The 24,201-nt window shown below is 36.4% G+C and carries 26 protein-coding genes; 14 read left to right on the forward strand and 12 right to left on the reverse strand.

Annotated elements, in window-relative coordinates; translation table 11 throughout:
• Nucleotides 1-74 precede the first annotated feature (74 nt).
• Nucleotides 75-1,007: an NADP-dependent oxidoreductase gene (locus G9C87_RS13300; protein WP_172281900.1), complete on the reverse strand. Its 933-nt coding sequence runs from the start codon at nt 1,005-1,007 to the stop codon at nt 75-77.
• 281 nt (nt 1,008-1,288) lie between these two features.
• On the opposite strand from G9C87_RS13300, the gene G9C87_RS13305 reads away from it, so the two are divergent.
• From G9C87_RS13305 to G9C87_RS13330, 6 genes are all read left to right on the forward strand, one after another.
• On the forward strand, nt 1,289-1,864 hold the full coding sequence (locus G9C87_RS13305) for a DUF4840 domain-containing protein (protein ID WP_172281902.1): 576 nt from the start codon (nt 1,289-1,291) through the stop codon (nt 1,862-1,864).
• A 108-nt stretch (nt 1,865-1,972) separates the two neighbouring features.
• Complete coding sequence (locus tag G9C87_RS13310) at nt 1,973-2,539, forward strand: RNA polymerase sigma factor (RefSeq protein ID WP_172281904.1); 567 nt, start codon at nt 1,973-1,975, stop codon at nt 2,537-2,539.
• A complete protein-coding gene (locus tag G9C87_RS13315) occupies nt 2,532-3,929 on the forward strand; it encodes an outer membrane beta-barrel protein (RefSeq protein WP_172281906.1) in 1,398 nt (465 codons plus the stop codon). Before G9C87_RS13310 ends, G9C87_RS13315 begins: the two co-directional genes overlap by 8 nt.
• 44 nt (nt 3,930-3,973) lie before the next feature.
• Nucleotides 3,974-4,948: a T9SS type A sorting domain-containing protein gene (locus G9C87_RS13320; RefSeq protein ID WP_172281908.1), complete on the forward strand. Its 975-nt coding sequence runs from the start codon at nt 3,974-3,976 to the stop codon at nt 4,946-4,948.
• A gap of 182 nt (nt 4,949-5,130) precedes the next feature.
• Entirely contained in the window at nt 5,131-5,601 is a 471-nt protein-coding gene (locus G9C87_RS13325) for a YbaK/EbsC family protein (RefSeq protein WP_172281910.1), read from the forward strand.
• A 91-nt stretch (nt 5,602-5,692) separates the two neighbouring features.
• Nucleotides 5,693-7,228 (forward strand): YifB family Mg chelatase-like AAA ATPase, encoded by a 1,536-nt coding sequence (locus G9C87_RS13330; RefSeq protein WP_172281912.1) that lies wholly within the window; start codon nt 5,693-5,695, stop codon nt 7,226-7,228.
• 80 nt (nt 7,229-7,308) lie between these two features.
• Here G9C87_RS13330 and G9C87_RS13335 read toward each other — a convergent pair whose 3' ends face one another.
• The gene (locus tag G9C87_RS13335) at nt 7,309-7,782 is read right to left on the reverse strand and encodes a DUF6876 family protein (protein ID WP_172281914.1); all 474 of its coding nucleotides are present in this window, start codon (nt 7,780-7,782) and stop codon (nt 7,309-7,311) included.
• Between the two features lie 77 nt (nt 7,783-7,859).
• Between G9C87_RS13335 and G9C87_RS13340 the strand changes: the two genes are divergently transcribed.
• A complete protein-coding gene (locus G9C87_RS13340; RefSeq protein WP_172281916.1) occupies nt 7,860-8,351 on the forward strand; it encodes a hypothetical protein in 492 nt (163 codons plus the stop codon).
• A gap of 1 nt (nt 8,352) precedes the next feature.
• Here the strand turns inward: G9C87_RS13340 and G9C87_RS13345 are convergent, their stop codons facing one another.
• From G9C87_RS13345 to G9C87_RS13360, 4 genes are all read right to left on the reverse strand, one after another.
• On the reverse strand, nt 8,353-8,610 hold the full coding sequence (locus G9C87_RS13345; protein ID WP_172281918.1) for a hypothetical protein: 258 nt from the start codon (nt 8,608-8,610) through the stop codon (nt 8,353-8,355).
• Nucleotides 8,603-9,136 (reverse strand): hypothetical protein, encoded by a 534-nt coding sequence (locus G9C87_RS13350; protein WP_172281920.1) that lies wholly within the window; start codon nt 9,134-9,136, stop codon nt 8,603-8,605. The genes G9C87_RS13345 and G9C87_RS13350 overlap by 8 nt, the downstream gene beginning before the upstream one ends.
• Nucleotides 9,075-9,332, reverse strand: a complete 258-nt coding sequence (locus G9C87_RS13355) for a hypothetical protein (RefSeq protein ID WP_172281922.1) — start codon at nt 9,330-9,332, stop codon at nt 9,075-9,077. The genes G9C87_RS13350 and G9C87_RS13355 overlap by 62 nt, the downstream gene beginning before the upstream one ends.
• Before the next feature lie 439 nt (nt 9,333-9,771).
• Complete coding sequence (locus G9C87_RS13360) at nt 9,772-11,976, reverse strand: S46 family peptidase (RefSeq protein WP_172281924.1); 2,205 nt, start codon at nt 11,974-11,976, stop codon at nt 9,772-9,774.
• A gap of 85 nt (nt 11,977-12,061) precedes the next feature.
• Between G9C87_RS13360 and G9C87_RS13365 the strand changes: the two genes are divergently transcribed.
• Nucleotides 12,062-12,496 carry an META domain-containing protein gene (locus tag G9C87_RS13365; protein WP_172281926.1) on the forward strand — a complete coding sequence of 145 codons (435 nt, stop codon included), beginning with the start codon at nt 12,062-12,064 and terminating at the stop codon, nt 12,494-12,496.
• Nucleotides 12,497-12,560: 64 nt separating this feature from the next.
• Here G9C87_RS13365 and G9C87_RS13370 read toward each other — a convergent pair whose 3' ends face one another.
• The 5 genes from G9C87_RS13370 to G9C87_RS13390 all read right to left on the reverse strand — a co-directional run bounded on the left by G9C87_RS13370 (nt 12,561) and on the right by G9C87_RS13390 (nt 18,077).
• Nucleotides 12,561-12,971 carry a hypothetical protein gene (locus tag G9C87_RS13370; protein ID WP_172281928.1) on the reverse strand — a complete coding sequence of 137 codons (411 nt, stop codon included), beginning with the start codon at nt 12,969-12,971 and terminating at the stop codon, nt 12,561-12,563.
• Between the two features lie 6 nt (nt 12,972-12,977).
• Nucleotides 12,978-15,524 (reverse strand): beta strand repeat-containing protein, encoded by a 2,547-nt coding sequence (locus tag G9C87_RS13375; RefSeq protein WP_172281929.1) that lies wholly within the window; start codon nt 15,522-15,524, stop codon nt 12,978-12,980.
• Between the two features lie 5 nt (nt 15,525-15,529).
• On the reverse strand, nt 15,530-16,009 hold the full coding sequence (locus G9C87_RS13380; RefSeq protein WP_172281931.1) for a T9SS type A sorting domain-containing protein: 480 nt from the start codon (nt 16,007-16,009) through the stop codon (nt 15,530-15,532).
• 150 nt (nt 16,010-16,159) lie between these two features.
• Nucleotides 16,160-16,873: a LytR/AlgR family response regulator transcription factor gene (locus G9C87_RS13385; protein ID WP_172281933.1), complete on the reverse strand. Its 714-nt coding sequence runs from the start codon at nt 16,871-16,873 to the stop codon at nt 16,160-16,162.
• Nucleotides 16,874-17,036: 163 nt separating this feature from the next.
• Nucleotides 17,037-18,077 (reverse strand): MsnO8 family LLM class oxidoreductase, encoded by a 1,041-nt coding sequence (locus G9C87_RS13390; protein WP_228457010.1) that lies wholly within the window; start codon nt 18,075-18,077, stop codon nt 17,037-17,039.
• A 289-nt stretch (nt 18,078-18,366) separates the two neighbouring features.
• On the opposite strand from G9C87_RS13390, the gene hflX reads away from it, so the two are divergent.
• The 6 genes from hflX to G9C87_RS13420 all read left to right on the forward strand — a co-directional run bounded on the left by hflX (nt 18,367) and on the right by G9C87_RS13420 (nt 23,722).
• Nucleotides 18,367-19,593, forward strand: coding sequence for a GTPase HflX (gene hflX / locus G9C87_RS13395; protein ID WP_172281937.1), 1,227 nt, complete (start codon nt 18,367-18,369; stop codon nt 19,591-19,593).
• Nucleotides 19,593-20,222 carry a DUF4919 domain-containing protein gene (locus G9C87_RS13400; RefSeq protein ID WP_172281939.1) on the forward strand — a complete coding sequence of 210 codons (630 nt, stop codon included), beginning with the start codon at nt 19,593-19,595 and terminating at the stop codon, nt 20,220-20,222. Before hflX ends, G9C87_RS13400 begins: the two co-directional genes overlap by 1 nt.
• 15 nt (nt 20,223-20,237) lie before the next feature.
• Nucleotides 20,238-21,524 (forward strand): cation:proton antiporter, encoded by a 1,287-nt coding sequence (locus G9C87_RS13405; RefSeq protein ID WP_172281941.1) that lies wholly within the window; start codon nt 20,238-20,240, stop codon nt 21,522-21,524.
• A 13-nt stretch (nt 21,525-21,537) separates the two neighbouring features.
• Nucleotides 21,538-22,257 (forward strand): DNA alkylation repair protein, encoded by a 720-nt coding sequence (locus G9C87_RS13410; protein ID WP_172281943.1) that lies wholly within the window; start codon nt 21,538-21,540, stop codon nt 22,255-22,257.
• Nucleotides 22,257-22,586, forward strand: coding sequence for a DUF6122 family protein (locus tag G9C87_RS13415; RefSeq protein WP_172281945.1), 330 nt, complete (start codon nt 22,257-22,259; stop codon nt 22,584-22,586). The genes G9C87_RS13410 and G9C87_RS13415 overlap by 1 nt, the downstream gene beginning before the upstream one ends.
• A 65-nt stretch (nt 22,587-22,651) precedes the next feature.
• Nucleotides 22,652-23,722, forward strand: coding sequence for a calcium:proton antiporter (locus tag G9C87_RS13420; protein ID WP_172281947.1), 1,071 nt, complete (start codon nt 22,652-22,654; stop codon nt 23,720-23,722).
• On the opposite strand, the gene G9C87_RS13425 is transcribed toward G9C87_RS13420, so the two are convergent.
• Nucleotides 23,719-24,102, reverse strand: coding sequence for a group III truncated hemoglobin (locus G9C87_RS13425; protein ID WP_172281949.1), 384 nt, complete (start codon nt 24,100-24,102; stop codon nt 23,719-23,721). The genes G9C87_RS13420 and G9C87_RS13425 overlap by 4 nt on opposite strands.
• Between the last annotated feature and the right edge of the window lie 99 nt (nt 24,103-24,201).

The following is a 24,201-nucleotide window of genomic DNA, read 5'->3' on the forward strand; positions in this document are numbered from 1 at the left end:
TTGGTTTAAATAAAAAAGAGGGCATTTGTCCTCTTTCGTATTTTTATTTAGAAGTTTTACAAGAATAATAATAGTTATGAGATCCGGACAACTATCTTTCCTTTTGTACCATGGGTCTCAATTTCTCTGTGTGCCTCTGCTATTTCGTTCATTGGCAAGATTTCTCCAACAAAAATCTTCAGTAATCCTCTTTCGATCAGTTCTGATAATTTCATCAGGCTTTCCCTTTTAAAAGTAAGCATGGTCCACATCAGATTGATATTGCGTTTTTGTGCCAGTTCAATTGCTTTAGGATCATCTTTAGTATAGGAAGGTAAACAAACGACTTTTCCTCCGGGCTTTACACAATTGATTGATCCGTACAATACTTCTCCACCCATAGTATCAAGGGCAGCATCAAGATCGGATAAGATTTCCTCAAATCTTTGATTTTTATAGTCAATAGGCTGATCCACACCAAGCTCTTTAATGAACTCAATATTTTTACCGGAGGCTGTACCACTCACTGAAGCACCGGCTATTTTAGCCAGCTGAACGGCAAAATGACCAACTCCTCCCGCTGCGGACTGAACCAGAATGTGTTCGCCAGACTGAACTTTTAAATGATCATGAATAGCCTGATAAGCGGTGAGACCAGCTAAAGGAGCAGCAGCTGCTGCTTCAAAAGTGATATTTTCAGGCTTTTTTACGAAAACATCCGGACTGACGGCAATATATTCGGCGTAAGTTTGAGTAGCTAATCCAAAAACAGCATCTCCGATCTCAACGTTTTGAACATTCTTTCCCACTTCCTCAACAATCCCACTGAAATCTTTGCCTAAAATGGCAGGAAACTGAAGCGTTTTAGATGAAACATGTGAGCCGGCTCTGATTTTTGTTTCTACAGGGTTAATTCCTACGGCTTTTACTTTTATTAAAACCTGATCAGAAGTAATTACCGGCTTTTCTATCTCTGCGATTTTAAGTTGGTCGGCTGTTCCAAATTCATTGATTATAATGGCTTTCATATTATTTTTTTATGATAATCTAATGTATGGATTTTATTGGTTTTTAAAAAAGCATTCCAGGATATTTTAGATATGCAAAGGGGTAATTATTTCGAAGCCTGAATTTACTGGTTTACTATTAAAGTATTGATATTGTGATTTTTTTTTAACTGATAATCAGTTGCTTACTTTTGCGTTTTCATTTTTATTTTAAAAGTTGTGCAAGATTTTAAGAAAAGAGGGTTTATATAAGTGAGTACTCAAAATAAATAAAATAGTGTTTAATGCAACAAATTTAAAAAATGAAGAAATTTATAGTACTTAAAGCTTTTATGGCTGTGTTGATTGGTTTTATGGGACTTAGCTTAATTTCATGTAACAATGACGGACCAGATATTCCACCAGTAAAATTACAAGATGTTATTGGAAATTATAAAGGAAGGCTAATAACAAGTCAGGGAAACAATAAAGCTGAGGCGGTAGTAAGTTTTGCTGTGAAGAAAGACACCATAAAGTTCACAGACCTTCCCGTAAAAGAAATTGTGAAAGCCGTAGTAAAAGACCCTGCAAAAACTGAAGCTGCTCTTACGGCAATAGGAAAAGTAAAATATAACCTTAATTATACGGCTGTGGTAAATGCAAATTATAATGCAGTGGAATTAACTTTTACCCCTAAGACTTTAGAGCTCAATATTCCAATGGATGGAGCGGTGAAAAAAACAATTGTGACATTTACAGCGAAAGAAAAAGGATTTTATGTTGGCCAGAACTATGCAATGAAATTTGGTTTGGTCGCAGAAAAAATTACGGTAGACGGAACAGTGCTGACACCGTATGAAATGATTAAATATGATTTTCCATATTGTATAAAAAATTAAGTAATAGTTAGATGCAAAATTAAAATAGGTTGCGCTTTGCAATGTTGCAACCTATTTTTGCATTAAGATTTATCAATCATTAAACGAGGCGTCAGGGAAACATAATCAATGGAGGCAAATAAGGAGCAGATTTTAGTTAATCGTCTTCTCTTAAAAGAAGAAGCTGCATGGAAGGAGCTTTTCGGAGCATATTCCGGGAATCTTTCTTATGTGTGCTCTCGCTATATTATTGATAAGGATGACGTTCATGACGTACTACAGAATAGTTTTATCAAAATGTTCCGCTCAATAGATTCATTTGAGTATCGGGGAAGCGGATCCCTTAAAGCCTGGATTACCCGTATTGTGGTCAATGAATCACTAAAACATATCAGACAACATTCAGATTTTAAAGTAACGATGAACGATTCTGATATTCCGGATATAACGGACGATGAGGAACCGGAAATAGAAGAGATGCCACAGGAGGCTATGATGGAAATGATCCGTTCACTTCCGGAAGGCTATAGGACTGTTTTTAATCTCTATGTATTTGAAAATAAAAGCCATAAACAGATTGCGGAATTGTTGGGGATAGCAGAGAATTCTTCGGCGTCGCAATTTCACAGAGCTAAAGCTATGCTTGTTCAGAAAGTTAAAGAATATAAAATGTTAATAAAAGCGCAATATGAGTAATCAATGGTTAAACGATCTGCGCAGGAAGATGGAAGATCACGAAGGTGATGTTCCGGATGAATTATGGGATAACATCAAGGATGAATTATTCAATAAAGATGAGGATAAAAATATTGTTGGGCTTTTTACTGAAGCAAATAAAGCGATCGATAGTGAAGACTCAGATTCAAATAAAAAAAGAGGGGCATTCATTTATCGTATTGCCGGTATAGCCGCTGCGATTGCATTATTTTTTATTGTGGGCAAACAATTATGGGAGGTAAACAATAATGTTAAACCCAAAATTGCCAAGTCAGAAGATAAGGGTTCGGCTGAAAGTAATTTTCAGACCCCAGATAATCATATTTCCTCATTTAACGAAAAAGAAGAGTCCGATGTCCTAAAGGAGTTTGGGCAGAAGAAAGATAGTCCCCTAGATCAGGATATTTTTTCAACGAATGTATATGCATATGGGAATAGGAGTGGTGTAAGAAATGTCCAGTATAGATCGGTAAAGGAAGAAACGGATTTGTTGGCTGGCCTGCACAGACAATATGCTCCTTTAATTCAAAATCAGATTCCCGGGATTCGTGAAATGAAGAATCTTTTACCTATTAATAGAGAAGAGGAGATTAACAAACTTATTTCTGAAACAGACTTAGGTGTTCAGGACAAATCATTGGCAAATACATTAAAAGAAAAAAAACAGAAGACCAAAAAGTCATGGATGCTTAGTTTACTGACAGGTAAAGCCTCATCTAACTCACAACAATTTCCTGGATATGCTACAATCAGCGGTGGTCCGTTAACTCTTGATCAGGTATGGAGTGCATCTGCTTTTTCTGAAGATCCATTTGTAAAAGTTCTTGTGGCTAACCAGAGTCAAAATGTAGAAGCAACAGTAAGACATAAAGTTCCTCTGAATCTTGGCGTTTCTCTTTATTATAATCTGGGTAAAAAGTGGGGCATAGGGACTGGTTTAAACTATACTAAACTATCTTCTGAACTTCATTCCGGAAGCCAGTCGAACTTTGTAAAAAGTGAGCAGACAATACATTATTTGGGCATTCCTGTTCAGGTTAACTACAACGTTATCCAGAAAGGGAATTTTACGGGCTATGTTACCGCAGGAGCGCTTGCTGAAAAGTCCGTTGGAGGAAGCTTTAAGACACAATATATTGTTGATAATGAAGTGAATGGAGAAACAAAAGAAAAGCTTGGAAACCAACCGGTACAGGTTTCGTTAAATACAGCTTTAGGGCTGCAGCTAAAACTTGTTGACAAAATAGGCATATATGCAGAGCCCGGTGTAGGCTATCATTTTAAAAACGATGGTGCTTTGAATACAATCTATAAAGAGAAGCCTTTGAATTTTAATGTCAAATTCGGAATAAGAGTATTACTTGATTGATTTGTGAGGACCGAAAAATAACAACCAAAATTAAATTAATATCTATGAAAACAAAACTAATTTTTTTATCACTGTTTTTACTTTTAAATCTCTTAAAAGTAAGTGCGCAGTGTTCATTCACACCTACCATTACCAGTCCTAGATTAGGAGCTCAATTTCCCAATAAAGTCGTGTTTTGCAACACGGAATCAGAAGTACTTTCAACACAAACTTATGGTAGTTATCAATGGTACAAACAGGCGTGGACATGGCAGTCCCCCAATACTAATCCTTGGGTTCCTATTTCTGGGGCTACCTCCCAGACTCTGACGATTAATGGTTCAAGTGATATGCTTTATTATTTTAAAGTAGAAGCTACCCTTAATGATTGTACAGCACAAAGCGCAGAAATTATGGCTGATGGATATGCCTATGCACTTCCGGCTATGATGACGACACTCACACCGGGAACCTATGAAGAAATTGGGCCTGGAGAATACAATGTATGCAATGGCGCATCGGTACAATTTGACGATATTTTTCCAGTATTGTATGGGGTACATACATGGTACAAATGTGCGCCAAGCAATATACCTCCTGTTTCCGGAGATCCATGTATAATTTCCGGAGCAACCGGAGATACTTATGTGGCAACAGAGTCGGGAGAGTATGGTTTTTATGCATGTACTGCGTACTGTCCTGATCAGTGCGAGTTCCTGGGATTACAATCTTTTGTGAAGTTGAATTTTGGAAACTGGAACTTTTGTAACCTTGGAACAGGAGAAGTCGATCCTAAAAAAGGTAATGAAATGAGTATCTATCCAAATCCTGCGACTCAGTTTATATTCATTGGAAAAGACTCAGATAAAGTGTATAAAGAAGTTTCTATAATTGACGCTTCCGGAAGACTTGTTTTACAAAAAAAGAACCACACATATAATCAACCGATTGACGTAAGCGGTCTTGCTATAGGTAATTATATTATTGTTTCCAAAGATTCTAAAGATAAAATGTACAAAAATAAGTTCATTAAAAAGTAAAATATGAGTGCCCCTTTATAACTCATGTTAGTTTTTTCAATAATTGTGGAGTCGGTGCAGAATTTATTCTGCACCGGTTTTTTTATAGGGAAACAGAACCAATATAGCGTGATGAGTCCTTCTTTTTTTGGAAGAAATGAATTATATTTAACAAGATGTAATTAGCATTTGTTGATCATAAAATGGGAATAGAAAAAGCAAAGCTTCACTTGAAAAAATGGAATAAGGATTCCGAAGTGATGATATTTGATACCTCCAGTGCCACTGTGGAGCTGGCTGCTGCAGCATTGAACATTAGTGGAAATAAAATAGCAAAATCTATTTCATTGTACAATGAGAATAATGATGTTATTTTGATTGTAGCCGCAGGGTACCGGAAGATTGATAATAAAAAGTTTAAAGATGAATTTGGATTAAAGGCAAAGATGCTTGCTTTTGAAGATGTGGAACCTTTGGTAGGACATCCTGTTGGTGGTGTTTGTCCTTTTGGTGTCAATTCGCAAGTGTCTGTTTTTCTGGATATTTCACTTAAAGAGTTTGAGTATGTGTATCCGGCTTGTGGAAGTGCTAACTCAGCTATAAAACTCTCAATTTCTGAACTGGAGATTTTCTCAGGCTTTAAAAAGTGGGTTGACGTCACTAAAGACAGGTGAGAAATACAACAGAGTGATTCTTTCCAGGGTTTTTAATGATTGATATTTCATTCATTTATAAAAAATGATATATTTACATTAAAACACACTTATGCTGATTAAAATTTATGGAAGTGCAATTCATGGAGTTGCAGCACAAACGATTACTATTGAAGTTAATATTGATACGGGAGGAGTTGGTTATCATTTAGTAGGTCTCCCCGACAATGCAATCAAAGAAAGCAGCTATAGGATTTCTGCTGCTTTAAGAAACGTCGGTTTCAAGATTCCCGGAAAAAAAATTACAATTAATATGGCTCCCGCAGATCTTCGAAAAGAAGGTTCCGCTTATGATTTAAGTATTGCGATAGGGATTTTAGCTGCATCAGACCAAATTCTTGCTGAAAATATCCACAATTATCTCATTATGGGAGAACTTTCATTGGATGGGAGTTTGCAGCCCATTAAAGGAATTTTGCCCATCGCAATCCAGGCAAAGGAAGAAGGTTTTAAAGGGATTATTTTACCCATACAAAATACCAGAGAAGCTGCTGTGGTGGAAGGGATTGATGTTTACGGAGTCAGTAATATCAAAGAGGTGATTGATTTTTTTAATGAAGGAATACCTATTGAAAAGGTCGTTTTGGATATAAAAAAAGAATTCCAGGAAAAAGTAAATCAGTTTCCTTTTGATTTTTCAGAAGTAAAAGGGCAGGAAACGGCAAAGAGGGCAATGGAAGTTGCCGCAGCAGGAGGGCATAATATAATTTTGATAGGTCCACCCGGAAGCGGAAAGACAATGCTGGCAAAAAGAGTTCCCAGTATTTTACCTCCACTAACTTTAAAGGAGGCTTTAGAAACAACAAAAATACATTCCGTTGCCGGGAAAATAGGTGCTGAAACTTCTTTAATGACCATTCGTCCTTTCAGATCACCTCATCATACGATATCGGATATAGCCTTGGTCGGTGGGGGAAGCTATCCACAGCCAGGAGAGATATCCCTCGCACATAATGGTGTTTTATTCCTTGATGAAATGCCTGAGTTCAAAAGAACAGTGCTTGAAGTGATGCGACAGCCCTTAGAAGATCGTGAGGTTACCATTTCAAGGGCAAAGTTTACAGTAAACTATCCCTCGAGCTTTATGCTTATTGCATCGATGAATCCAAGTCCTAGCGGATACTTCCCGGATGATCCTAATAATACTTCATCCCTTGCGGAAATGCAGCGTTATATGAATAAACTATCAGGCCCTCTTTTAGATCGTATTGATATCCACATAGAAATCCAAAAAGTTGAATTTGAGCAATTAACTGAAAAGAGAAAGGGTGAAAAAAGTGAAACGATCAGAGCAAGGGTACTGAAAGCCAGAGAAATCCAACAGGCCAGATATCAAGATTTAGAAATTAGTTACAATGCGCAAATGGGCTCGCGACAAATTGAGCAATTTTGTGCTTTAGATGAGGTTTCATTTGCTCTGATAAAACAAGCGATGGACAAGCTGGGTCTGTCCGCAAGAGCGTATGACAGAATTCTGAAGGTTGCACGGACAATTGCAGATCTTGATGAATCTGAAAATATTTTCTCACATCATATTTCTGAAGCCATACAATACAGAAGTTTGGATCGGGAGTTTTGGAATGTTTGATGTGGACTTATATGGGGTAAAAGCCTTCATCATTTTTTTATATTGTAAATGCATCATACTGATATGCAAAATCTGTATGTTTAGTAAATGTTCTCTTCAACCGGTAAACAGAATAATTTATCTTTTTTTATTACAATAAGATCATCAAAATAAAAACTTGCCTCAATATTCTTAATCTCGGCTAATTTTTGACCTGCTTTATTTTTGCATGTAAGTGTAAAGGAATGGGGAAGAACTCTTTTTAATGTCCATATTTGAGTTTCGGAATCGGAATGAGGCTGCTCTTCCAGTATAAGATCAAATAGCCACAAACAGTCTTCAAAATTAATCATATCATTAATCCCTTCTGTAAATTGGTATTCCTCCTTATAGTCGTGTAAATCCTGAGCAACTGAATAAACATTATATAACTCATTCGCTGAGTTTCGACGAATATTGTGTTTGTTGTTCATGGTTTTAGTTTTTGTTATGGAAGAAGGTTTAAATTGACGGAAAGATTCAGATGCTTCAAAATGTTTGTAGTAAGCATGTGATGGTTCAACGAAATTTTTCATGTTTTTAGAATTTTATTTTAATTTTGTTTTATATCTTTGCACAAATATAGTCAAAATTTAGACCAAAATAAAATAAAATGGACAAAATAACAACCATAAAAGAAAGAATCCTATTTTATTTGGAGGAAAAGAGCATTAAAAAGGAGTCTTTTTACAGGGAAACAGGTATGTCTGCTTCTAATTTCAAAGGAGCAGGACTAAAAAGTGACCTTGGTATTGATAAGGTTGTTAAAGTTTTAGAGGTGTATCCGGAGCTGAATGCTCACTTACATTGGCTTATAAAAGGAGAGGGGGTACTAGATTTAAGTAGTTCAGAGAAAGTATATGAGGTTGAAGAACAAGAATTACAACCTGATCATATGTTGAAGAGTAAAGATTTTAATGAAGATATAGGTGACCTATTAGCTAATATTTATGCCCAATACAACACACAGGATAAAAGCTTGCTGTTCATCCAGAACCAGATATCGAAAATGGAAAAGAAACTGGAAGCCTCTATCGCTAAGCAAAGCAAATATTTGGAAAGAATTTTAGCTCAGGTCGAGGAAAAAGAATCAAGATCAAAGTAATCTAGTTCTTGTTTACGATGATTTTTTCAGATCCTGATAATAATGTTTTAGTTCGGGTATTAAGAATGAGGTAGCCGAGTTCGTTAGTAAAGACTTCCAAATCCTGCATGGTACCAATAAATCCATTATTGATCTCTTTTTTTACCAATCGCATTTTCTCAAGATATTGCTCTTCGGACAAAATTTCCGCAATGTAGTCCTCCCAAAGTTTATCACTAAGAGCAACAAGAATTTTTAAACTTTCTCTGTGATTACTCATTTTTTGTGATATCGTTACGTTTGTATAATATGGAAGAAAACCTTTCTAAGGTACTATTATTAAATTTATCAATAACATTTATTTCTCTATAATAGTTGTCTAATCGATAGATAAGATAAACAATTATAGCAATAATGGCGATAATCGCTATATCAGCATATCCGGAAATTATATTCTTATTGAAAAATATAAACTTAATATAGGTCGCTAAGTGAAAATATCCGGAAACAAAAACCACATAGAAGGTATATCTATGAGCTTTGAATAATCCTCCTAATGCAAGGAGGATTATGCACGATGGGATTGATAGAAAATAGATTGCTGAATCTAAATCCAAACGCCTTTCGCCGGCATTATTTGCCAGCTGGACATTAACATCAATAAAATAACCCACAATATTATTCAGAAAAGGTAAGATCGCCGAAATCAACACGAATGCAGACATCGTAATCTGAATAATCAGCTTACTTAGGCCTATCCGGCTTTGTCGGGTCGATTGTGTCGGCGGTACTGTTGTTTGTTCCATCTTTTGAATCTGGCTCATTTGGTTTTTCTACTGGTTTTGTTACGGTATCGCTAACGATTTTTACATTTTTTGCCGCTTTTAAATCTGCTTTTGTGCCTTCCGATTGTAAGGCGGGAGCGTCTTCATTACTTCTGTCATCACATGCTACCAAAAGTGTCAGCAATGCGATCCCGGATAAAATTAATTTTAAGTTCATAACAATATATTTTTTTTAACAACTTAAAGATAAGTCTTAAAACTTAAATTTAGCTTAAAAAAAATAGACTAATTCTTTTCATTGTGTAATAATAATAAAATTTTCTGTTATAAAAACCTTATATCACTGCGTAATGAAATCAAAAATAGTAAATAAATATTTACATTTTGCTATTTTTTAATAAAATTTTCATTTTAAAATAAATTAACTGTTTTTATTTTTCTTAAATAATCTTTTTTTAGCACTGCATATTATTGCTGAAAATTTAACTCCGTCATCTTATTTGTAACGATCTCGTATTGTCTTTATTCTATAAAACGGCGTAAAAATCACAAAATTTTATGGTGCAGAGGGGTAACTCAATCACGTATTTATTTCATTAAACGATATAAAAAAAGCCGTGAGAGAATCTCACGGCTTTTAAAATTTAAAAAAAAGATTATTTATTCTTTTTGGTAGATTTTACATGTTCAGCTTTTGCAGGACGGGTTTTAGTGTCAGCTGGAGTGTTTTCACTTCTAACCAGCTTCAACTCGTCGATTAATCTTCTTGCACCAGCATACTTATCGATAGTCCAAAGAACAAAACGTACATCAACGTTGATTGTTTTTTGCCATTCTTGTTCAAAAACAATATCACCACTTAAAGCTTCACTGTTTCCATCAAATGCGATCCCTATAAGGTTACCGTCACCATCGATTACCGGAGACCCGGAGTTTCCACCTGTAATATCATTATTAGAAAGGAAATTAACTGGCATATAACCGGCAGCATCAGCATATTGACCGAAGTCCTTCATGTTGTAAAGATCGATTACTCTTTGAGGAAGATCAAATTCTTCATCTCCTTTTTTGTATTTTCCTACCAAACCGGTCATGTCAGTATAATAGTTATCTGTAACACCGAAGTAGTTTCTGTCTGTTCTGATAGGTAATTTATCAACAGTTCCGTATGTTAATCTCATAGTAGAGTTAGCGTCCGGATAGAACTTTTTCTCAGGCATGGATTTCATTAAACCAGCTAAGAATATACGGTTGTTTTTAGCAAAATTATCATCAATTTTAGAGAATTTTTCAGAAGATAACCTTTGATCTGTAGTGACCCCGTTAGCTATTTTTAAAAGTGGATCAGCGTCTAGCTTTAAACGATCCGGATTTAAAATAAAGTTAGTTACAGAGGTTTTATTAGCAAAAATAGATGAATAAGCAACGTTCGAAAGATTTTTAGAATCTAATGCCATAATAGTTGGAGATGCTACATCTTTATCTACTCTTGACTGATAAAGACCAACCATTGAATTAAGCATTTCTCCTTCTAACTTAGTATTAAAGTTTTCATAAGCAGCTTTTACCGCAGCTTCAACTTTTGGTTTCATTGCTAATCTTCCTGCCATATCTTGTTCAGCATATGACTTAAGTACAGAGCCTACTTGAGAAGCAAGACTGATGTATTTAGCATTTCTATAGAGTTGGGTAGCATAATTTCTTTCAACATTTCTATTAGAAACTTGTTTATAATAGATTGAGATATCATCTAAAACTCCGTCATATTCTATATTTGCCGGTTGTAAAGCCCATTGCTTGAAATTAGCTTCAGTTTTCTGCTTATCGGTGATTGTCCCGTTTTTGATAACAGCATCGATAGTTCCTTGTCTGTTTTTCCAGTAATTTGCTACTGATGCATATTGAGAAGCATAATTAATCTGAGTCGCCTTGTCTTTATCCATGTACTTCTTCATCACATCCATTGCTAATTTAGAAGCTTCTACCCAAGCCGGATAGTCCTTATCTACCATTTGTTGAATTCCATAAGAAGTTAAATAACGGTTTGTTCTGCCTGGGTAACCAAGGATCATAGAGAAATCTCCAGGCTTAATTCCTTTAAGAGAAACCGGCAGGAAATGTTTAGGCTTTAAAGGGGTATTGCTTGGAGAGTACTCAGCAGGGTTTCCTGCTGCATCAGCATACACTCTGAAAACCGTAAAATCTGCTGTGTGTCTAGGCCATTCCCAGTTATCAGTATCACCTCCAAATTTACCCAATGATGAAGGAGGTGCACCTACCAATCTTATATCTTTATAATCCTGATAAACGAAATAATAAAACTCGTTTCCATTGAAGAAATCTTTTACTACTACTGTATACTTCCCGTTTTCAGAATTCTCAGCCTGAATAGCTTTAGTTTCAGCATCAATTACAGCTTTTCTTTCTTCGCCAGTCATTTTGTTGTTCAGCTTAGCATTGATTCTTTGCGAAGCATCATCCATTCTCACTAAGAATCTAACATATAGATCTTTAGCATTGAATTCGTCTTTTTGCTTCATGGCCCAGAATCCATTCTTCAGATAGTCTTTTTCCGGAGTAGAAGCTGCTGCAACAGCACCATAACCACAGTGGTGGTTTGTGAAAATCAGTCCTTTATCAGAAACAATTTCACCGGTACAGAAGCCTCCAAAACTTACAATAGCATCTTTTAAACTAGAATTGTTTACGGAATAAATTTCTTCTGGAGTTAAATGCAAACCTTCTTTTTGCATGTCAACACCATTTAATCTTTTAATGAGCATTAGCAGCCACATACCTTCATCCGCTCTCATCTGGGCAAAGCCCAATAAAAAAGTGAATAGTAGAAATAGTCTTTTCATTTTATAAAATAATTTTGTGTCGCTAATTTACTAATTTTTACGATATTCCGGCCGTGATTGGTATGAAAATGGAAGGATAGGCTGCATGAAAAAAATATTTATAAATCTTTTAGGAGTTTTGTTTTTAGGAATGATGATTAATTGTTCATCAGTTCCGGGTAAAAACCCATCAGTTCAAAGGGAATGGATGCTTATATCTTTTGGGAAATTTGATAAAGAAGAAATGGTTAAAAGCCGCGCGGGAATTAATCTTACAGGAGCAATGGAAGGAGAAAAGATTCGTGGAGGGGCATTCATGGGGTGTAATAAAATGTTTTTTACCGGAGAGTTCAGAAAAAATGGGAAAATGAAGATTTCCGGAGTTGGAAGTACAATGATGGCTTGTCAGAATATGAAACTTGAGCGAGCGTTTGTTAATAGCTTTGAAAGGATTACGCGGTATTCAGTGGAAGGTCATTTTCTTACTTTGTATGATGATAAAGGGATAGTGATGAAGTTTGTTGCTTCAGATTGGGATTAACAGTAATTTTTTGAAAAATGTACAGATAAAAGAAGTCCGCTAATTAGCGGACTTCTTTCGGTTATTAGTTTCTAGGAATAGTTTTTTTTATTTCTTCAAGTGTTGCCGTATTAGAAAGTCCCGTAACGGTTATTTTCTTATTAATAGGTTGACTTGCTTTACGTGAACGCCGGTTAGGAATTGTTGCTAAGACCTCATCAAAACTAGCTGTATTGGGAAGTAATTTTCCTGAATTGTCCGATGTGTTTTTAGGTTTTAGATTTTGTTTTTTAACTTCAAGTCCATAATCTGATACCAGCCCGCTGTGTGGAGGATTGTTTTTATTATACTGCTCATAATCTTTAATGAGCTTAGCTTCCTGTTCCTTTGCATTTTTTAAAATAAGGGCCTGATCCTGCGGCTCAGAAGTTTTATTTTCCTGGGCATACATACTTAGTCCTGATAATAGTAATGCGATGGTATATAATGATTTCATAATTTTTTATTTAATGTTTACTAGTACTTTAATTTTTGCCGTTTCATTCTGATTGTAATCCTGGAGAGCTTTTCCGATTACCTGTCCAATTCTGACTTTTTTGAGATTTGCTTTCATGGCAACTCCTGGTTTTGAAGAGGTTACTAAAAGGTCTCCTCTTTTAATTTTTCCTCCTTCAAGACAAACCTTTGTTGGGATCACTCCGATAACTCCCATGGGAACTTTTCCGGACAGATCTGCATCGATATTTTCTTCAGTCAATAAAACCCCGGGTTTGGTTGCATAAACTCCTGCTACAAGTGTAGAGTAGGGCTTTGAGGACTTTTCTATCGTTCTGTCAGAGTCTGTTGAAATCACTAAAATGTCGCCGGGCTCATATTCAGAAACATTTCCTTCCACATCAAATGCTTCTGCAACGTCCGCACCGCTGTTTTGTGTTCCGCCATTAAAAAAGCCTCTTCCTGCTTTATTGATCCGGGCAACATTAACTGATGCACTTTGATAGACAGAAATATTACCAGATGGGCCCTGATGATTGACAAGAAGTGTGGAGCCGGTACCAGTAGTGGTTATGTGTACAACAGGTTGTCCGTTGGCATTATTAAAATTAGCAAATCTACCGGCCTTACCTGTTCCAAAATTGGGAATAAAACCTGAGATCGCATTACCTGTTCCGTCGCATGATGCTTCTATACCATCGCCGCTACCACCCGCATTGGCGGTAATCCCGTTTCCATTCCCTTCCGTAAGGGCTAATACAGCCGGCCCATTTCCACTGGCATTTGATGAATAAAATAAGCCTCCATAGCCACCGGTTCCTGATGAAAGACCAAAAATACCTGCAGTACCGAAATTAGCAAAAATGGAATTCACTTCACCTTTTACTGCCGGTGAGGTACCGGTTGTGCGATCCACCTTGAAGTTTCCTGCAGTACCATTACCAACAGTTTTCACAGAGATTACTTCGGTATCATTGTCTTCATTGAAAATTTCAAATCTACCGGCACGCCCAGTTGCAAAAGATGGAACCCATGCGTATAAAGCATTTCCGTTTCCATCAATATTTGTTTCCACACCATTACCGTTTTTGCCGGCATTGGCAGTGATTGCATTTCCATTTCCATCGGTGAGTGCCACCAAGGCGGGACCGTTTCCGGCCGTATTAGAAGCATGGAATAAGCCTGCGAAACCTCCGGTCCCTGAGGATATTCCAAAAACACCGGCAGCTCCAAAATTGCCGAATATGGTTTTTACTTCACCTCTTACGGCAGCGGCGACACTATTGGTATTGTTAACGAGGAATGAAGAAGCATTTCCTTGTGTGTTATCAGGAATATTTCCATTTCCGTTGGTTTCGATTTCAAGTGTATTATTTTCATTGGTTTGATTGAAATTTTCGAATCGGCCAGCTTTACCTTTACTGTTGTTGAGTCCAACCTGGCCTAAAACACCTATCGCTGTTCCGGTACTATTTGTTGCAATAAACCCCCTCACGCCATATCCTCCACCATCATTTCTTCCGACTACAGCACCAGCTATATCACTAGTTGTTCTTCCGACCACGGCTTCTCCGTTGCCGTTGTTATCACCTACAACACCTGCAGAGGATACTTGGCTTGTAATCCCATGTAGGGCAAAACCAGCTCCTGAAGTACTTCTCAATCCCGCACCGGTTCCTGTCGTAGAAATATTGACAACCGTTCCGTTACCCGCGGTTGAGGCAATAATCGCGCTGTTGGCATTGGAATTATTAGTTATTGAAATATTAGCAGCAACCCCGTTTGTACTTATTGCGGCAAGTCCTGTTCCTGCGTTGCTGTTTGCATATACACCGTATCCATTTCCCGATGCATTTCCATAAACACCCAGTCCATTAGGGGTAACTCCATATACTCCCCATCCGCTTCCGTTCTGACTGCCCCAGACCCCCACTCCTAATCCTCCTGTGCCATTATTGATTCCCCGGACTCCCGAAGAAAATCCACCGGCAGAAGTACTGGTTACAACACCCCTTATTGAAGCGATACTTGAAGTTGTTGTATTGTTGGTGCCTTCAATGGCTGCTCCATCACCATCATTGGTTAAAGCAAAAAGACTGGCTGTGCTATTTACGGTAGCTGAATATGGAAGGGTAAAACTTCCGCCACCGCCTCCTGCAGATTTTGCGTACATTGCATAAGGAACGCTGAGAAGTTGGCTGGTGCCTGATATCGTATAGCTGGTTCCTCCTGACGGATCTGTTTCTGTTTTCAAATAATAATTTCCAGTGGTCCAGTTAATCGCGGCAAATGTCCCAGTAAGAACAGTTCCTGTACCTATTTCAAGGCTGATTAAACCATTGGCATTGGTATTTCCGGTCAACCTTTCTGAGTATACCACTGGGCCTGCGGCTGAGCCTTGAAGAACACTTACTTTTACTGCAATACTCTGATTGATGGTCAGTTGTCCCGAAAGATTTCGGATAACGGCCTGATAGCTCATTTTTTCAGGTACTTGTCCAAAGGCTAAAAAACAGCCCAGTATAAGCCCTAGTATGAGTAGATTTTTTTTCATGGTAGTTATTTTTTTATGATTTTGAATGTTTTAATGTTTTTACCATCCTGATTAATTCTTATAATGTACATGGCAGATGGAAGAGAAGAAAAATTAAATTCAGATTTTGTCTGCATAATTTTTTCACTCCTGATCAACTTACCTTGTGCATCGAATAATTGATAATCTGAGTTCTTATAGCTGTTTACTGTAAAATCCAGATATAGATAATCTCTAAAGGGATTAGGATAGAGTAAAATACCGTCCTCTGCAGATGACGTTTCATGGGTGCCAAGGGTCGTAATTTCAAAAGCTTGCTGTACTCCTTCCATAACCTGGAATCCGCTTCCCTTAGAGAGATAAGTGACCTGGCCGACACTATAAGAAATGGAGCCATTACCTCCTGAGACAGTTGTTCCTGTAGTTAAAACAGCTGATTGAGCTTTAAGCTGTCCGGTTACAATAAACAATATGAAAAGGAAGCCGGAAATAAATGTTCTTTTCATGTGAGTTTTTTTTGGTTAGTAGTTTATAAATTCGGGTTAATGAATTTCAGAAGACTAAATTACCACATCCCGGATGCTGATATTGGGAAAATAGATAAACGACACGAAAAATCGACAAATGACAATCCGAAAAAGAAATAAAGGAATACTTTAATTGGGCATGTTGAAAAATGCCAGATTATCTTTATAACTTCTTCCTATGGGAAGCTTAATCTTATGGGTAAGTTCCACTTCGTGAGAAGTTTTACTTCGGATAAGATATTTTGGAACGGCATAGCTGCGGTGTATTCTTACAAAAGAATCGAAGTGGTTTTGATGAAGAAGATTTCCAAGGGAATCGAGAATACAATGTTTTTTTTCAGAAGTTACAATTCTGGTGTAATCTTTTAATGCCTCCAGATAAAGAATATCTGTTATTTTGATTTGTAGAATTGTACTCCCTTCTTTGATTTTAATCGTATTTTCACCAAGTAAAATATCAAGACATTCACTCTTTTCCTTCATTTCAAGAAAATCCAAAAGTTTTTGTAACGAATGATGAATACGATCGGTTTTTAAAGGTTTTTTAATAAAGTCGAGTATATCCAGTTCGAAAGCCTCGGCAGCAAACTCACAGTGGGAACTCATGAAAATACAAATAGGGATTTTATAGGCTAATTTACAGAATTCAATTCCGCTCATTCCGGGGAGTTTGGTTTCAATAAACAGGACGTCTACTGGTAGATCAAGGTATGGAATTGCTTTTTCGGCTGAATCAAAAGATGCAACAATTTCTATGTTATCATACTGATTGATATGATGTTGAAGAACCAGCCTGTCCAGTTCATCATCATCAATAATCATACATTTAATATTGGCAATCATGATTCTCCGGATGTTAATTAGTTTTTATAGATCAATGTAAATAAAACAAGAATCTCCTTATAAAGTTATTAAAATTATTTTGGTTTTTAGTGTTTTGTGTTTATTTTAATATTAAAATGCGTGATTTGGAATAATAATCACAAAGTGGTGAACGGTGGTGGCTTTATACATCACAATTGCTAATCCATTCAAAATTTTTGAAACGGGATTCTTTATCGTAAATATTGCTTAGGATAATCAGATTATTGGTTTGGTAAAATGTTGTAATTTCAAAGAGATGTTTATGAATTGTGTCAGGAGTGGCAATAATTATATTCTTCAGGATTTTTTTTAAATCATCATTTACTGTAGGACTTAACATTTTTTCTTCTATATCATCCGGATGTAATAATGGGGAAGGAGCTAGGCCTCTGCGTGCTTCAAGAAACTGGTAAGCCATGGATAAGGCATTTCTTTTTGCGGTGTCGTAATTTTCAGCGACTGAAACTGAAACGGCAATTTGTAAATGAGGTGTTTTGCTCAGATTACCACGCTTAAATTCATTTCTATAGATTTCCGTGCTTTCATTTTGCTTGTTGTCCATCAAAAAATGAGAGAAGGAATATCCTAATCCGTTTTTTGCAGCTTCCTTTGCCGAATTATTCCCTGAGCCCAGCCACCATACTTCTGGCATATGTTGAAGGTTTTGAGGCTGAGCAATCAGATCACCATAACGCTCTTGCGTAATACTTGTATCATCTGAAATATAGGCTGCGATATCTCGGAGTTTTTCGCTGATATTACTTATTGTTGGAAGTTTATCGCCGTTCAGGGCCAGTGAAGATATTTTAAGACCACCCGGTGCTTTTCCTAATCCCAGTACAAAACGTCCGGGAAAAATTGACGCTAGTAATTTTGTGATCTCAGAAATTTTATATGCAGAATAATTTCTGAGCATGATCCCTGCGGTTCCAACTTTTATTTTTTGCGTTTTGCCTAAAATAACAGCGGCTAATATTTCGGGACTTGAACTTGCATAACCAGGAACTCCATGGTGTTCGGAGAATAAAATGCTTTCATAACCAAGATGCTCTGCCCATTGGGCCAGTTCAATGCTGTTAAGAAGGGTATCCTGCGTATGCTCTCCCAATACAACAGGAGATTGGTCCAGGATGCTCAATTTCATTGTTTTTTTTGTAAAATCTTTTTCTGATTGGCTGGCCATACAATATTGTTTTAAAGCTGAAATTGAAGACTCAATATAATGAAAAATCGTTTTATGATCAGAATGATACTCTAAACGGTCATTCGGGTACTATTTTTGTTTTAATGGATTTGTAAGGTTTAATGTTTGAAAGTAATAAAAAAAGCATTTGTTGATTATTATTTTTCCGCAAATTAATAGTATTTAAAGCTTAAATTAACATTAAAATTTCAGATTGTCTTAAAAATCGTTTTGCTTTTTATCCCTAAAAAGGGTATCTTGTAAAACTCACAAACATAGATAGAACTTAATGCTAGAAAAGAAAGAACATAATTACGAGAAAGCTGTTTTAGTAGGTGTTATTACTCAAAATCAGGATGAAGAAAAGCTGATAGAGTATATGGATGAATTAGAATTTTTAGCTTTCACAGCAGGAGCAACGGTACAAAAGCGCTTCACTCAAAAATTAACTCAGCCGGACTCCAAAACCTTCATTGGAAGTGGAAAGGCACTTGAAATAAAAGAATATGTAAAAGAAAACGAGATAGGAACAGTAATTTTCGATGATGAACTCTCTCCATCCCAGCTTAAAAACCTGGAAAGAGAAATGGAGGTGAAGATTCTTGACCGAACCAATCTTATTCTCGATATTTTTGCACAACGAGCACAAACTTCTTACGCTAGAACCCAGGTGGAACTGGCACAGTACCAATATCTCTTACCTCGATTAACGAGGATGTGGACCCACTTGGAACGTCAGAAAGGAGGGATCGGAATGAGAGGTCCGGGTGAAACTGAAATTGAAACTGACCGTCGTATTATCCGGGACAGGATCACTTTACTGAAAGATAAGCTAAAGACGATAGACAAGCAGATGGCTACTCAGCGTAATAATCGCGGGAAGGTTGTTCGGGCTGCGTTGGTAGGGTATACCAATGTAGGTAAATCTACTCTGATGAATTCCCTTTCAAAATCTGAAGTTTTTGCAGAAAATAAACTATTTGCAACATTAGATACCACTGTCAGAAAAGTGGTTATCGGGAATCTTCCGTTTTTACTTACCGATACTGTAGGATTTATCAGAAAATTACCGACCCAGTTGGTTGAATCCTTTAAATCAACCTTGGATGAGGTGCGGGAAGCAGATTTGCTGATCCATGTCGTAGATATCTCTCATGAAAGTTTTGAAGATCATATAGAATCTGTTAATCATGTTTTGATGGAAATTAATGCTCATCAGAAACCCATGATTATGGTTTTCAATAAGATTGATGACTTCAGCTATGAGAAGAAGGATGAAGATGATCTGACGCCGTCAACAAGAAAGAATGTTTCCCTTGAAGAATGGAAAAAGACCTGGATGGCAAAATCTAAATATCCAACGGTATTTATCTCGGCTTTGACAAAAGAGAATTTTCCGGAGATGAAGAAATTGATCTATGATGAAGTCATGAAAATCCATATTTCAAGATTTCCATATAATGACTTCCTGTTTGAGTATTTCGATAACGACGAGGAAGATGAAAACAACAATTAATGAAATATTACATCTTCCTTTTGCTGCTGAATATTTCGGTTTTAGGCTTCGGTCAAAAATCGAAAATTGATTTTAAAAGTATAGAGAAAAACCTTAAAAATCCCGAATCACTTTATAATTATGATAAACTGATTTTCAAGTACAAAGGGATTCCAAAGTCATTGGATAGTATAGAAGCTCAGTATTTGTACTACGGTAGAAATTTCGAATCAAATAAACTAAATACTTCAGATAATGATTTTATAAGTCTGGCTGAAGCATTTAAGAATAATAATTTCGATGATTGCATAAGATTGGGTAAGATTTTATATGGTAAGGATCCGACCAATATGGATGTACTGCTGATTTTGCTGCGTGCTTATGATTCTAAAAAAGATGTAAGTAATTTTACTCATCATCTCGCACAGCTTCGATTACTTGCCGACGCAATCAAAAATTCGGGAGATGGAAAGACCGAAAAGACTGCCTATCAGGTCAATTCTGTGGGGGACGAATATATTTTCCTGAATATTCTCAATATCGGAGAAGGCTATACAAAAAGTTCAAAAACAGTAAAAGAAGGCATTATTGACTTATGGGAAAAAGAAAATAACAAAATATATATCAAAGTCCTTTATTTGGACTTTTAATTAAAAAATAACTTAGTGGAATTATATTATTCATTTTCAGCGTTAATAGTTTTAGCATCCATATTCGCATATCTTAATTACAGATTTCTCAAACTTCCCAGTACTATCGGGATCATGGTAATTGCCATTGTGGTTTCAATTTTCCTGGTTTTATTTGGTGAAACTGTATTGCCAAGAACTTTTGGGCATCTTCATAAATTGATGAACAGCATAGACTTCACTGAAGTGTTAATGGGCGCAATGCTTAATTTTCTATTATTTGCAGGAGGAATTCATATTAATATTAATGACCTTAAAGAACAATTCAGGCCCGTTCTTATTTTCTCCACGGCAGGGGTTGTCATTTCTACTTTTATCGTAGGATTCGGAATGTTTTACCTGCTGCCTTTAGTGGGGATCAAACTTCCTTTTATCTATTGTCTTGTTTTCGGGGCTCTGATATCTCCTACTGATCCCGTGGCTGTTCTGAGTGTGTTGAAGCAGGCAAAAGTTTCTAAATCTTTAGAGACTAAGGTTGCGGGAGAATCTCTTTTCAATGATGGTATGGCGGTTGTTGTTTTTACTGTAGTACTGCAGTTAGCTGTCGGGAAAGAAGTAGATTTAGGAGTGGAAAGTATTGGACTGTTACTGCTTAAAGAAGCTGGAGGGGGATTGTTATTGGGTGTTTTGTTAGGTTGGATTACTTCAAGACTAATGCGTGAGGTTGATGATTATATTATTTCAGTTTTGGTTACCCTTTCTGTGGTCATGGGCGGATACCTCATCGCAAGACAGATGCATATTTCAGGCCCTCTCACCATGGTTGCTGCCGGATTATTTATGGGGAATTTTAACGTAAGATTCAAAATGAAATCAATTACTCAGGATTATCTTATTAAATTCTGGGAGTTAATTGATGAAATATTGAACGCTGTACTTTTCTTATTTATAGGTTTTGAGCTGCTCATGATAAAGGATCTGAATCACTTTATTATTCCAGGGATTATTGCAATTATTGTTGTGTTGGTAGCAAGATTTATTTCAATATGGGGACCTACAAAATTTATGTCCTTCCGGACAAGGTTTAGTCCCCAAACGATAAAAGTGCTGTTTTGGGGTGGAATTCGTGGCGGAGTTTCTATTGCGCTGGCAATGTCTATTCCTAAAAGTGAGTATAGCAATATTATTTTAAGTATTACTTATTGTGTGGTAGTATTTTCTATTGTAGTACAGGGACTTACCATTGCTAAGGTTGCAAATCCTAAAAAGATTGCAAAAGAAGAATTGGAACAGGGAAGCATTGCTTTAGATAAAGATGTTTAATTGATTGATTGTTATGAGTAACGTAGTCAAAGAAATACAGGAAGCACTTGCTGTTTTATCAATTCCCGAAAAAGCGGAATTCTTCCCGAAATTTTTTAAAACAGGAAAGGGGGAATATGGTGAAGGAGATATTTTTTTAGGTGTAAAAGTTCCTGATCAGAGAATTGTAGCGAAAGAATACTATTCCAAAATCTCTTTGAAAGAGCTCGGTGTTCTGCTTGCATCCGGTTTTCACGAATATCGATTGACTGCATTATTTATGCTGATCAGTAAATTTGAAAAAACAAAGGTGGCAGAGGAGAAAAAAGAAATTGTAGATTTTTATCTTAAAAATCTGCCATACATTAATAATTGGGACTTGGTGGATTCAAGTTGCTATAAAATATTAGGGAGGTATGCTTTTGAAAATCAACAAGAACACCTTTTAAGGGATCTTTCTCATTCTGATGAAATGTGGCATAAAAGAATAGCCGTAGTTGGAACAATGCATTACATTAAAAAAGGCTTTTTTCATCTGACAAAGGAATTTGTAACGACGAATCTGAGCCATACGCATGATCTTATGCATAAAGCAAATGGCTGGTTATTAAGAGAGATGGGAAATAAAAATGAAGGAGAATTAGTTACCTATCTCAATAAGTACTATAAGGAAATGCCCAGGACCTGCCTGAGGTATGCTATTGAAAAACTGGATGAGGAGCTACGACAGGATTATTTAAAAGGAAGGATCTAATGGATTGTTTATTTTGGAAAACAGGAACACATTATTTTTTACACCTGGTATTTCCTGTTTTGATAGCATATATATTTTATAGGGATCACTGGAAAAGAACTTACCTGATACTCCTAGCTACCATGTTAGTTGATCTGGATCATCTGTTTGCTAATCCCATATTTGATCCTGACAGAAACAGTATAGGATTCCATTTTTTACATTCTTACTATGCAATTGCGGTGTACTTTTTGATGCTTTTTTTTAAAGGAAATATAAGAATTATTGGCATCGGACTTTTATTGCATATGCTAACTGATTATCAGGATTTCAATCTTTGGTGTCATTAAAATATCATTAATCTTTTCTTTTAATATTCTAATCTTCATTGATTTTTTGTATTTTGTAAACACTTATGAAATTAAAAGAACTTTTACATTATACCTTTATTTTCCCGGTTTTAGCTGTAGGGTATTACTTTTCCGGTCTGATGGCAAACGGTGTCATTTATGAAGTAATAGCAGGAATTTTACTTACAGGAAGTGTGCTTTCGGCTGTTCATCATGCGGAAGTGGTAGCCCATAAAGTAGGAGAGCCATTCGGGACAATTATTCTTGCTCTTTGTATTACCATTATTGAAGTGGCGTTAATTATTTCTTTAATGATAGCAGGAGGAGATCAGGCGGTAACGCTGGCAAGGGATACTGTTTTTGCGGCTGTAATGATTATTCTGAACGGAATATTGGGGATATGTATTTTAGTAGGTGGAGTAAAGTATTATGAGCAATTTTTTGCGAGAACTTCTGCTACAACCTATCTGGTAAGTATTGTGTCTATATTGGCGCTTACTCTTATTCTTCCCAACTTTACTTCAAGTGTAAACGGACCTTTTTATAATACGGCCCAACTGATCTTTGTTTCAATTGCCTGTCTTGTTATTTATGGTGTATTTCTTATGGTTCAGACAGTGAGGCACAGGAACTATTTCATTATTACATCAGATGATCCGGATTCACATTACATCCCTTCAAAAATAGCGACTCTTATCAGTTTTGTATTTCTTGTTATCTGTCTGATTATTGTTGTCTTAATGGCGAAAGGGCTTTCTGCGACCATCGAAAATATGGTTCAGAGTGTTGGAGCGCCAAAATCTTTGGTTGGAGTAATTATTGCAGCTGTGGTTTTGCTTCCGGAAGGAGTTGCGGCGATCAGGGCAGCCAGAAATAATCAAATACAATCAAGCGTTAATCTCGCTTTAGGTTCTGCGCTGGCTAGTATTGGATTAACCATTCCTGCTGTGTCTATAGTTTGTATCATGTATGACATACCTTTTGTATTAGGACTGGATAGAAAGGATATTATTTTGCTTTCTTTATCGGTATTTATCGTTATGCTCTCATTAAGCAGAGGGAAAACCAATATTTTATACGGAACTGTTTTATTGGTAAACCTGGCGGCTTATATTTTTACTGTAATCGTTCCTTAATTTAATTTTCTCGCCATTTCCATTTTATAGGACATAAGTTTTGCGATGTTTTCAGATTTGTAGATGGCCATGTCCGCACTTTCACCGATGAAAAGCTCTTCAATTGTGCTTTTCCAAAGGAAGAGCCACTGGTCGAAGTGTTTTTTTTCCATTGCATGAAGTTCGTTGATGGGAAAGTGAACGGCCATTGGATTTCCTTTATAGCTCATCTGGCCAAAAAGAATCGTTTCCCAGAAAGAATACATCTTAGTAAGGTGTTTATCCCAGTCTACTTTAATGATGTCTTTAAAGAAAAACCCAATGGTCTCATCCTGAATTACCTTTTGATAAAACGAATTGACTAATAGTTCTATATCTTCTCTTGATTCAAGCTTTTTCATAACTCAAAGTTAATTTAAAATCAATTGACAAATTCAATCATCGACTTGATAAATTTCATGAAAACAATATTTTATCTTTGCAACGATGTGATGAGTTGC

Source organism: Chryseobacterium sp. LAM-KRS1 (assembly GCF_013184525.1).
Taxonomy (GTDB): domain Bacteria; phylum Bacteroidota; class Bacteroidia; order Flavobacteriales; family Weeksellaceae; genus Chryseobacterium; species Chryseobacterium proteolyticum.

Coding starts and splice junctions, on each gene's coding strand:
- hflX (WP_172281937.1), top strand. CDS start 18,367: ATGCTAGAAAAGAAAGAACATAATTACGAGAAAGCTGTTTTAGTAGGT.
- G9C87_RS13360 (WP_172281924.1), bottom strand. CDS start 11,976: ATGAAAAGACTATTTCTACTATTCACTTTTTTATTGGGCTTTGCCCAG.
- G9C87_RS13380 (WP_172281931.1), bottom strand. CDS start 16,009: ATGAAAAGAACATTTATTTCCGGCTTCCTTTTCATATTGTTTATTGTA.
- G9C87_RS13410 (WP_172281943.1), top strand. CDS start 21,538: ATGAGTAACGTAGTCAAAGAAATACAGGAAGCACTTGCTGTTTTATCA.
- G9C87_RS13420 (WP_172281947.1), top strand. CDS start 22,652: ATGAAATTAAAAGAACTTTTACATTATACCTTTATTTTCCCGGTTTTA.
- G9C87_RS13345 (WP_172281918.1), bottom strand. CDS start 8,610: ATGAGTAATCACAGAGAAAGTTTAAAAATTCTTGTTGCTCTTAGTGAT.
- G9C87_RS13300 (WP_172281900.1), bottom strand. CDS start 1,007: ATGAAAGCCATTATAATCAATGAATTTGGAACAGCCGACCAACTTAAA.
- G9C87_RS13305 (WP_172281902.1), top strand. CDS start 1,289: ATGAAGAAATTTATAGTACTTAAAGCTTTTATGGCTGTGTTGATTGGT.
- G9C87_RS13320 (WP_172281908.1), top strand. CDS start 3,974: ATGAAAACAAAACTAATTTTTTTATCACTGTTTTTACTTTTAAATCTC.
- G9C87_RS13425 (WP_172281949.1), bottom strand. CDS start 24,102: ATGAAAAAGCTTGAATCAAGAGAAGATATAGAACTATTAGTCAATTCG.
- G9C87_RS13415 (WP_172281945.1), top strand. CDS start 22,257: ATGGATTGTTTATTTTGGAAAACAGGAACACATTATTTTTTACACCTG.
- G9C87_RS13325 (WP_172281910.1), top strand. CDS start 5,131: ATGGGAATAGAAAAAGCAAAGCTTCACTTGAAAAAATGGAATAAGGAT.
- G9C87_RS13310 (WP_172281904.1), top strand. CDS start 1,973: ATGGAGGCAAATAAGGAGCAGATTTTAGTTAATCGTCTTCTCTTAAAA.
- G9C87_RS13390 (WP_228457010.1), bottom strand. CDS start 18,077: ATGGCCAGCCAATCAGAAAAAGATTTTACAAAAAAAACAATGAAATTG.
- G9C87_RS13335 (WP_172281914.1), bottom strand. CDS start 7,782: ATGAAAAATTTCGTTGAACCATCACATGCTTACTACAAACATTTTGAA.
- G9C87_RS13355 (WP_172281922.1), bottom strand. CDS start 9,332: ATGAACTTAAAATTAATTTTATCCGGGATCGCATTGCTGACACTTTTG.
- G9C87_RS13400 (WP_172281939.1), top strand. CDS start 19,593: ATGAAATATTACATCTTCCTTTTGCTGCTGAATATTTCGGTTTTAGGC.
- G9C87_RS13385 (WP_172281933.1), bottom strand. CDS start 16,873: ATGATTGCCAATATTAAATGTATGATTATTGATGATGATGAACTGGAC.
- G9C87_RS13370 (WP_172281928.1), bottom strand. CDS start 12,971: ATGAAATCATTATATACCATCGCATTACTATTATCAGGACTAAGTATG.
- G9C87_RS13340 (WP_172281916.1), top strand. CDS start 7,860: ATGGACAAAATAACAACCATAAAAGAAAGAATCCTATTTTATTTGGAG.
- G9C87_RS13375 (WP_172281929.1), bottom strand. CDS start 15,524: ATGAAAAAAAATCTACTCATACTAGGGCTTATACTGGGCTGTTTTTTA.
- G9C87_RS13350 (WP_172281920.1), bottom strand. CDS start 9,136: ATGGAACAAACAACAGTACCGCCGACACAATCGACCCGACAAAGCCGG.
- G9C87_RS13365 (WP_172281926.1), top strand. CDS start 12,062: ATGAAAAAAATATTTATAAATCTTTTAGGAGTTTTGTTTTTAGGAATG.
- G9C87_RS13315 (WP_172281906.1), top strand. CDS start 2,532: ATGAGTAATCAATGGTTAAACGATCTGCGCAGGAAGATGGAAGATCAC.
- G9C87_RS13330 (WP_172281912.1), top strand. CDS start 5,693: ATGCTGATTAAAATTTATGGAAGTGCAATTCATGGAGTTGCAGCACAA.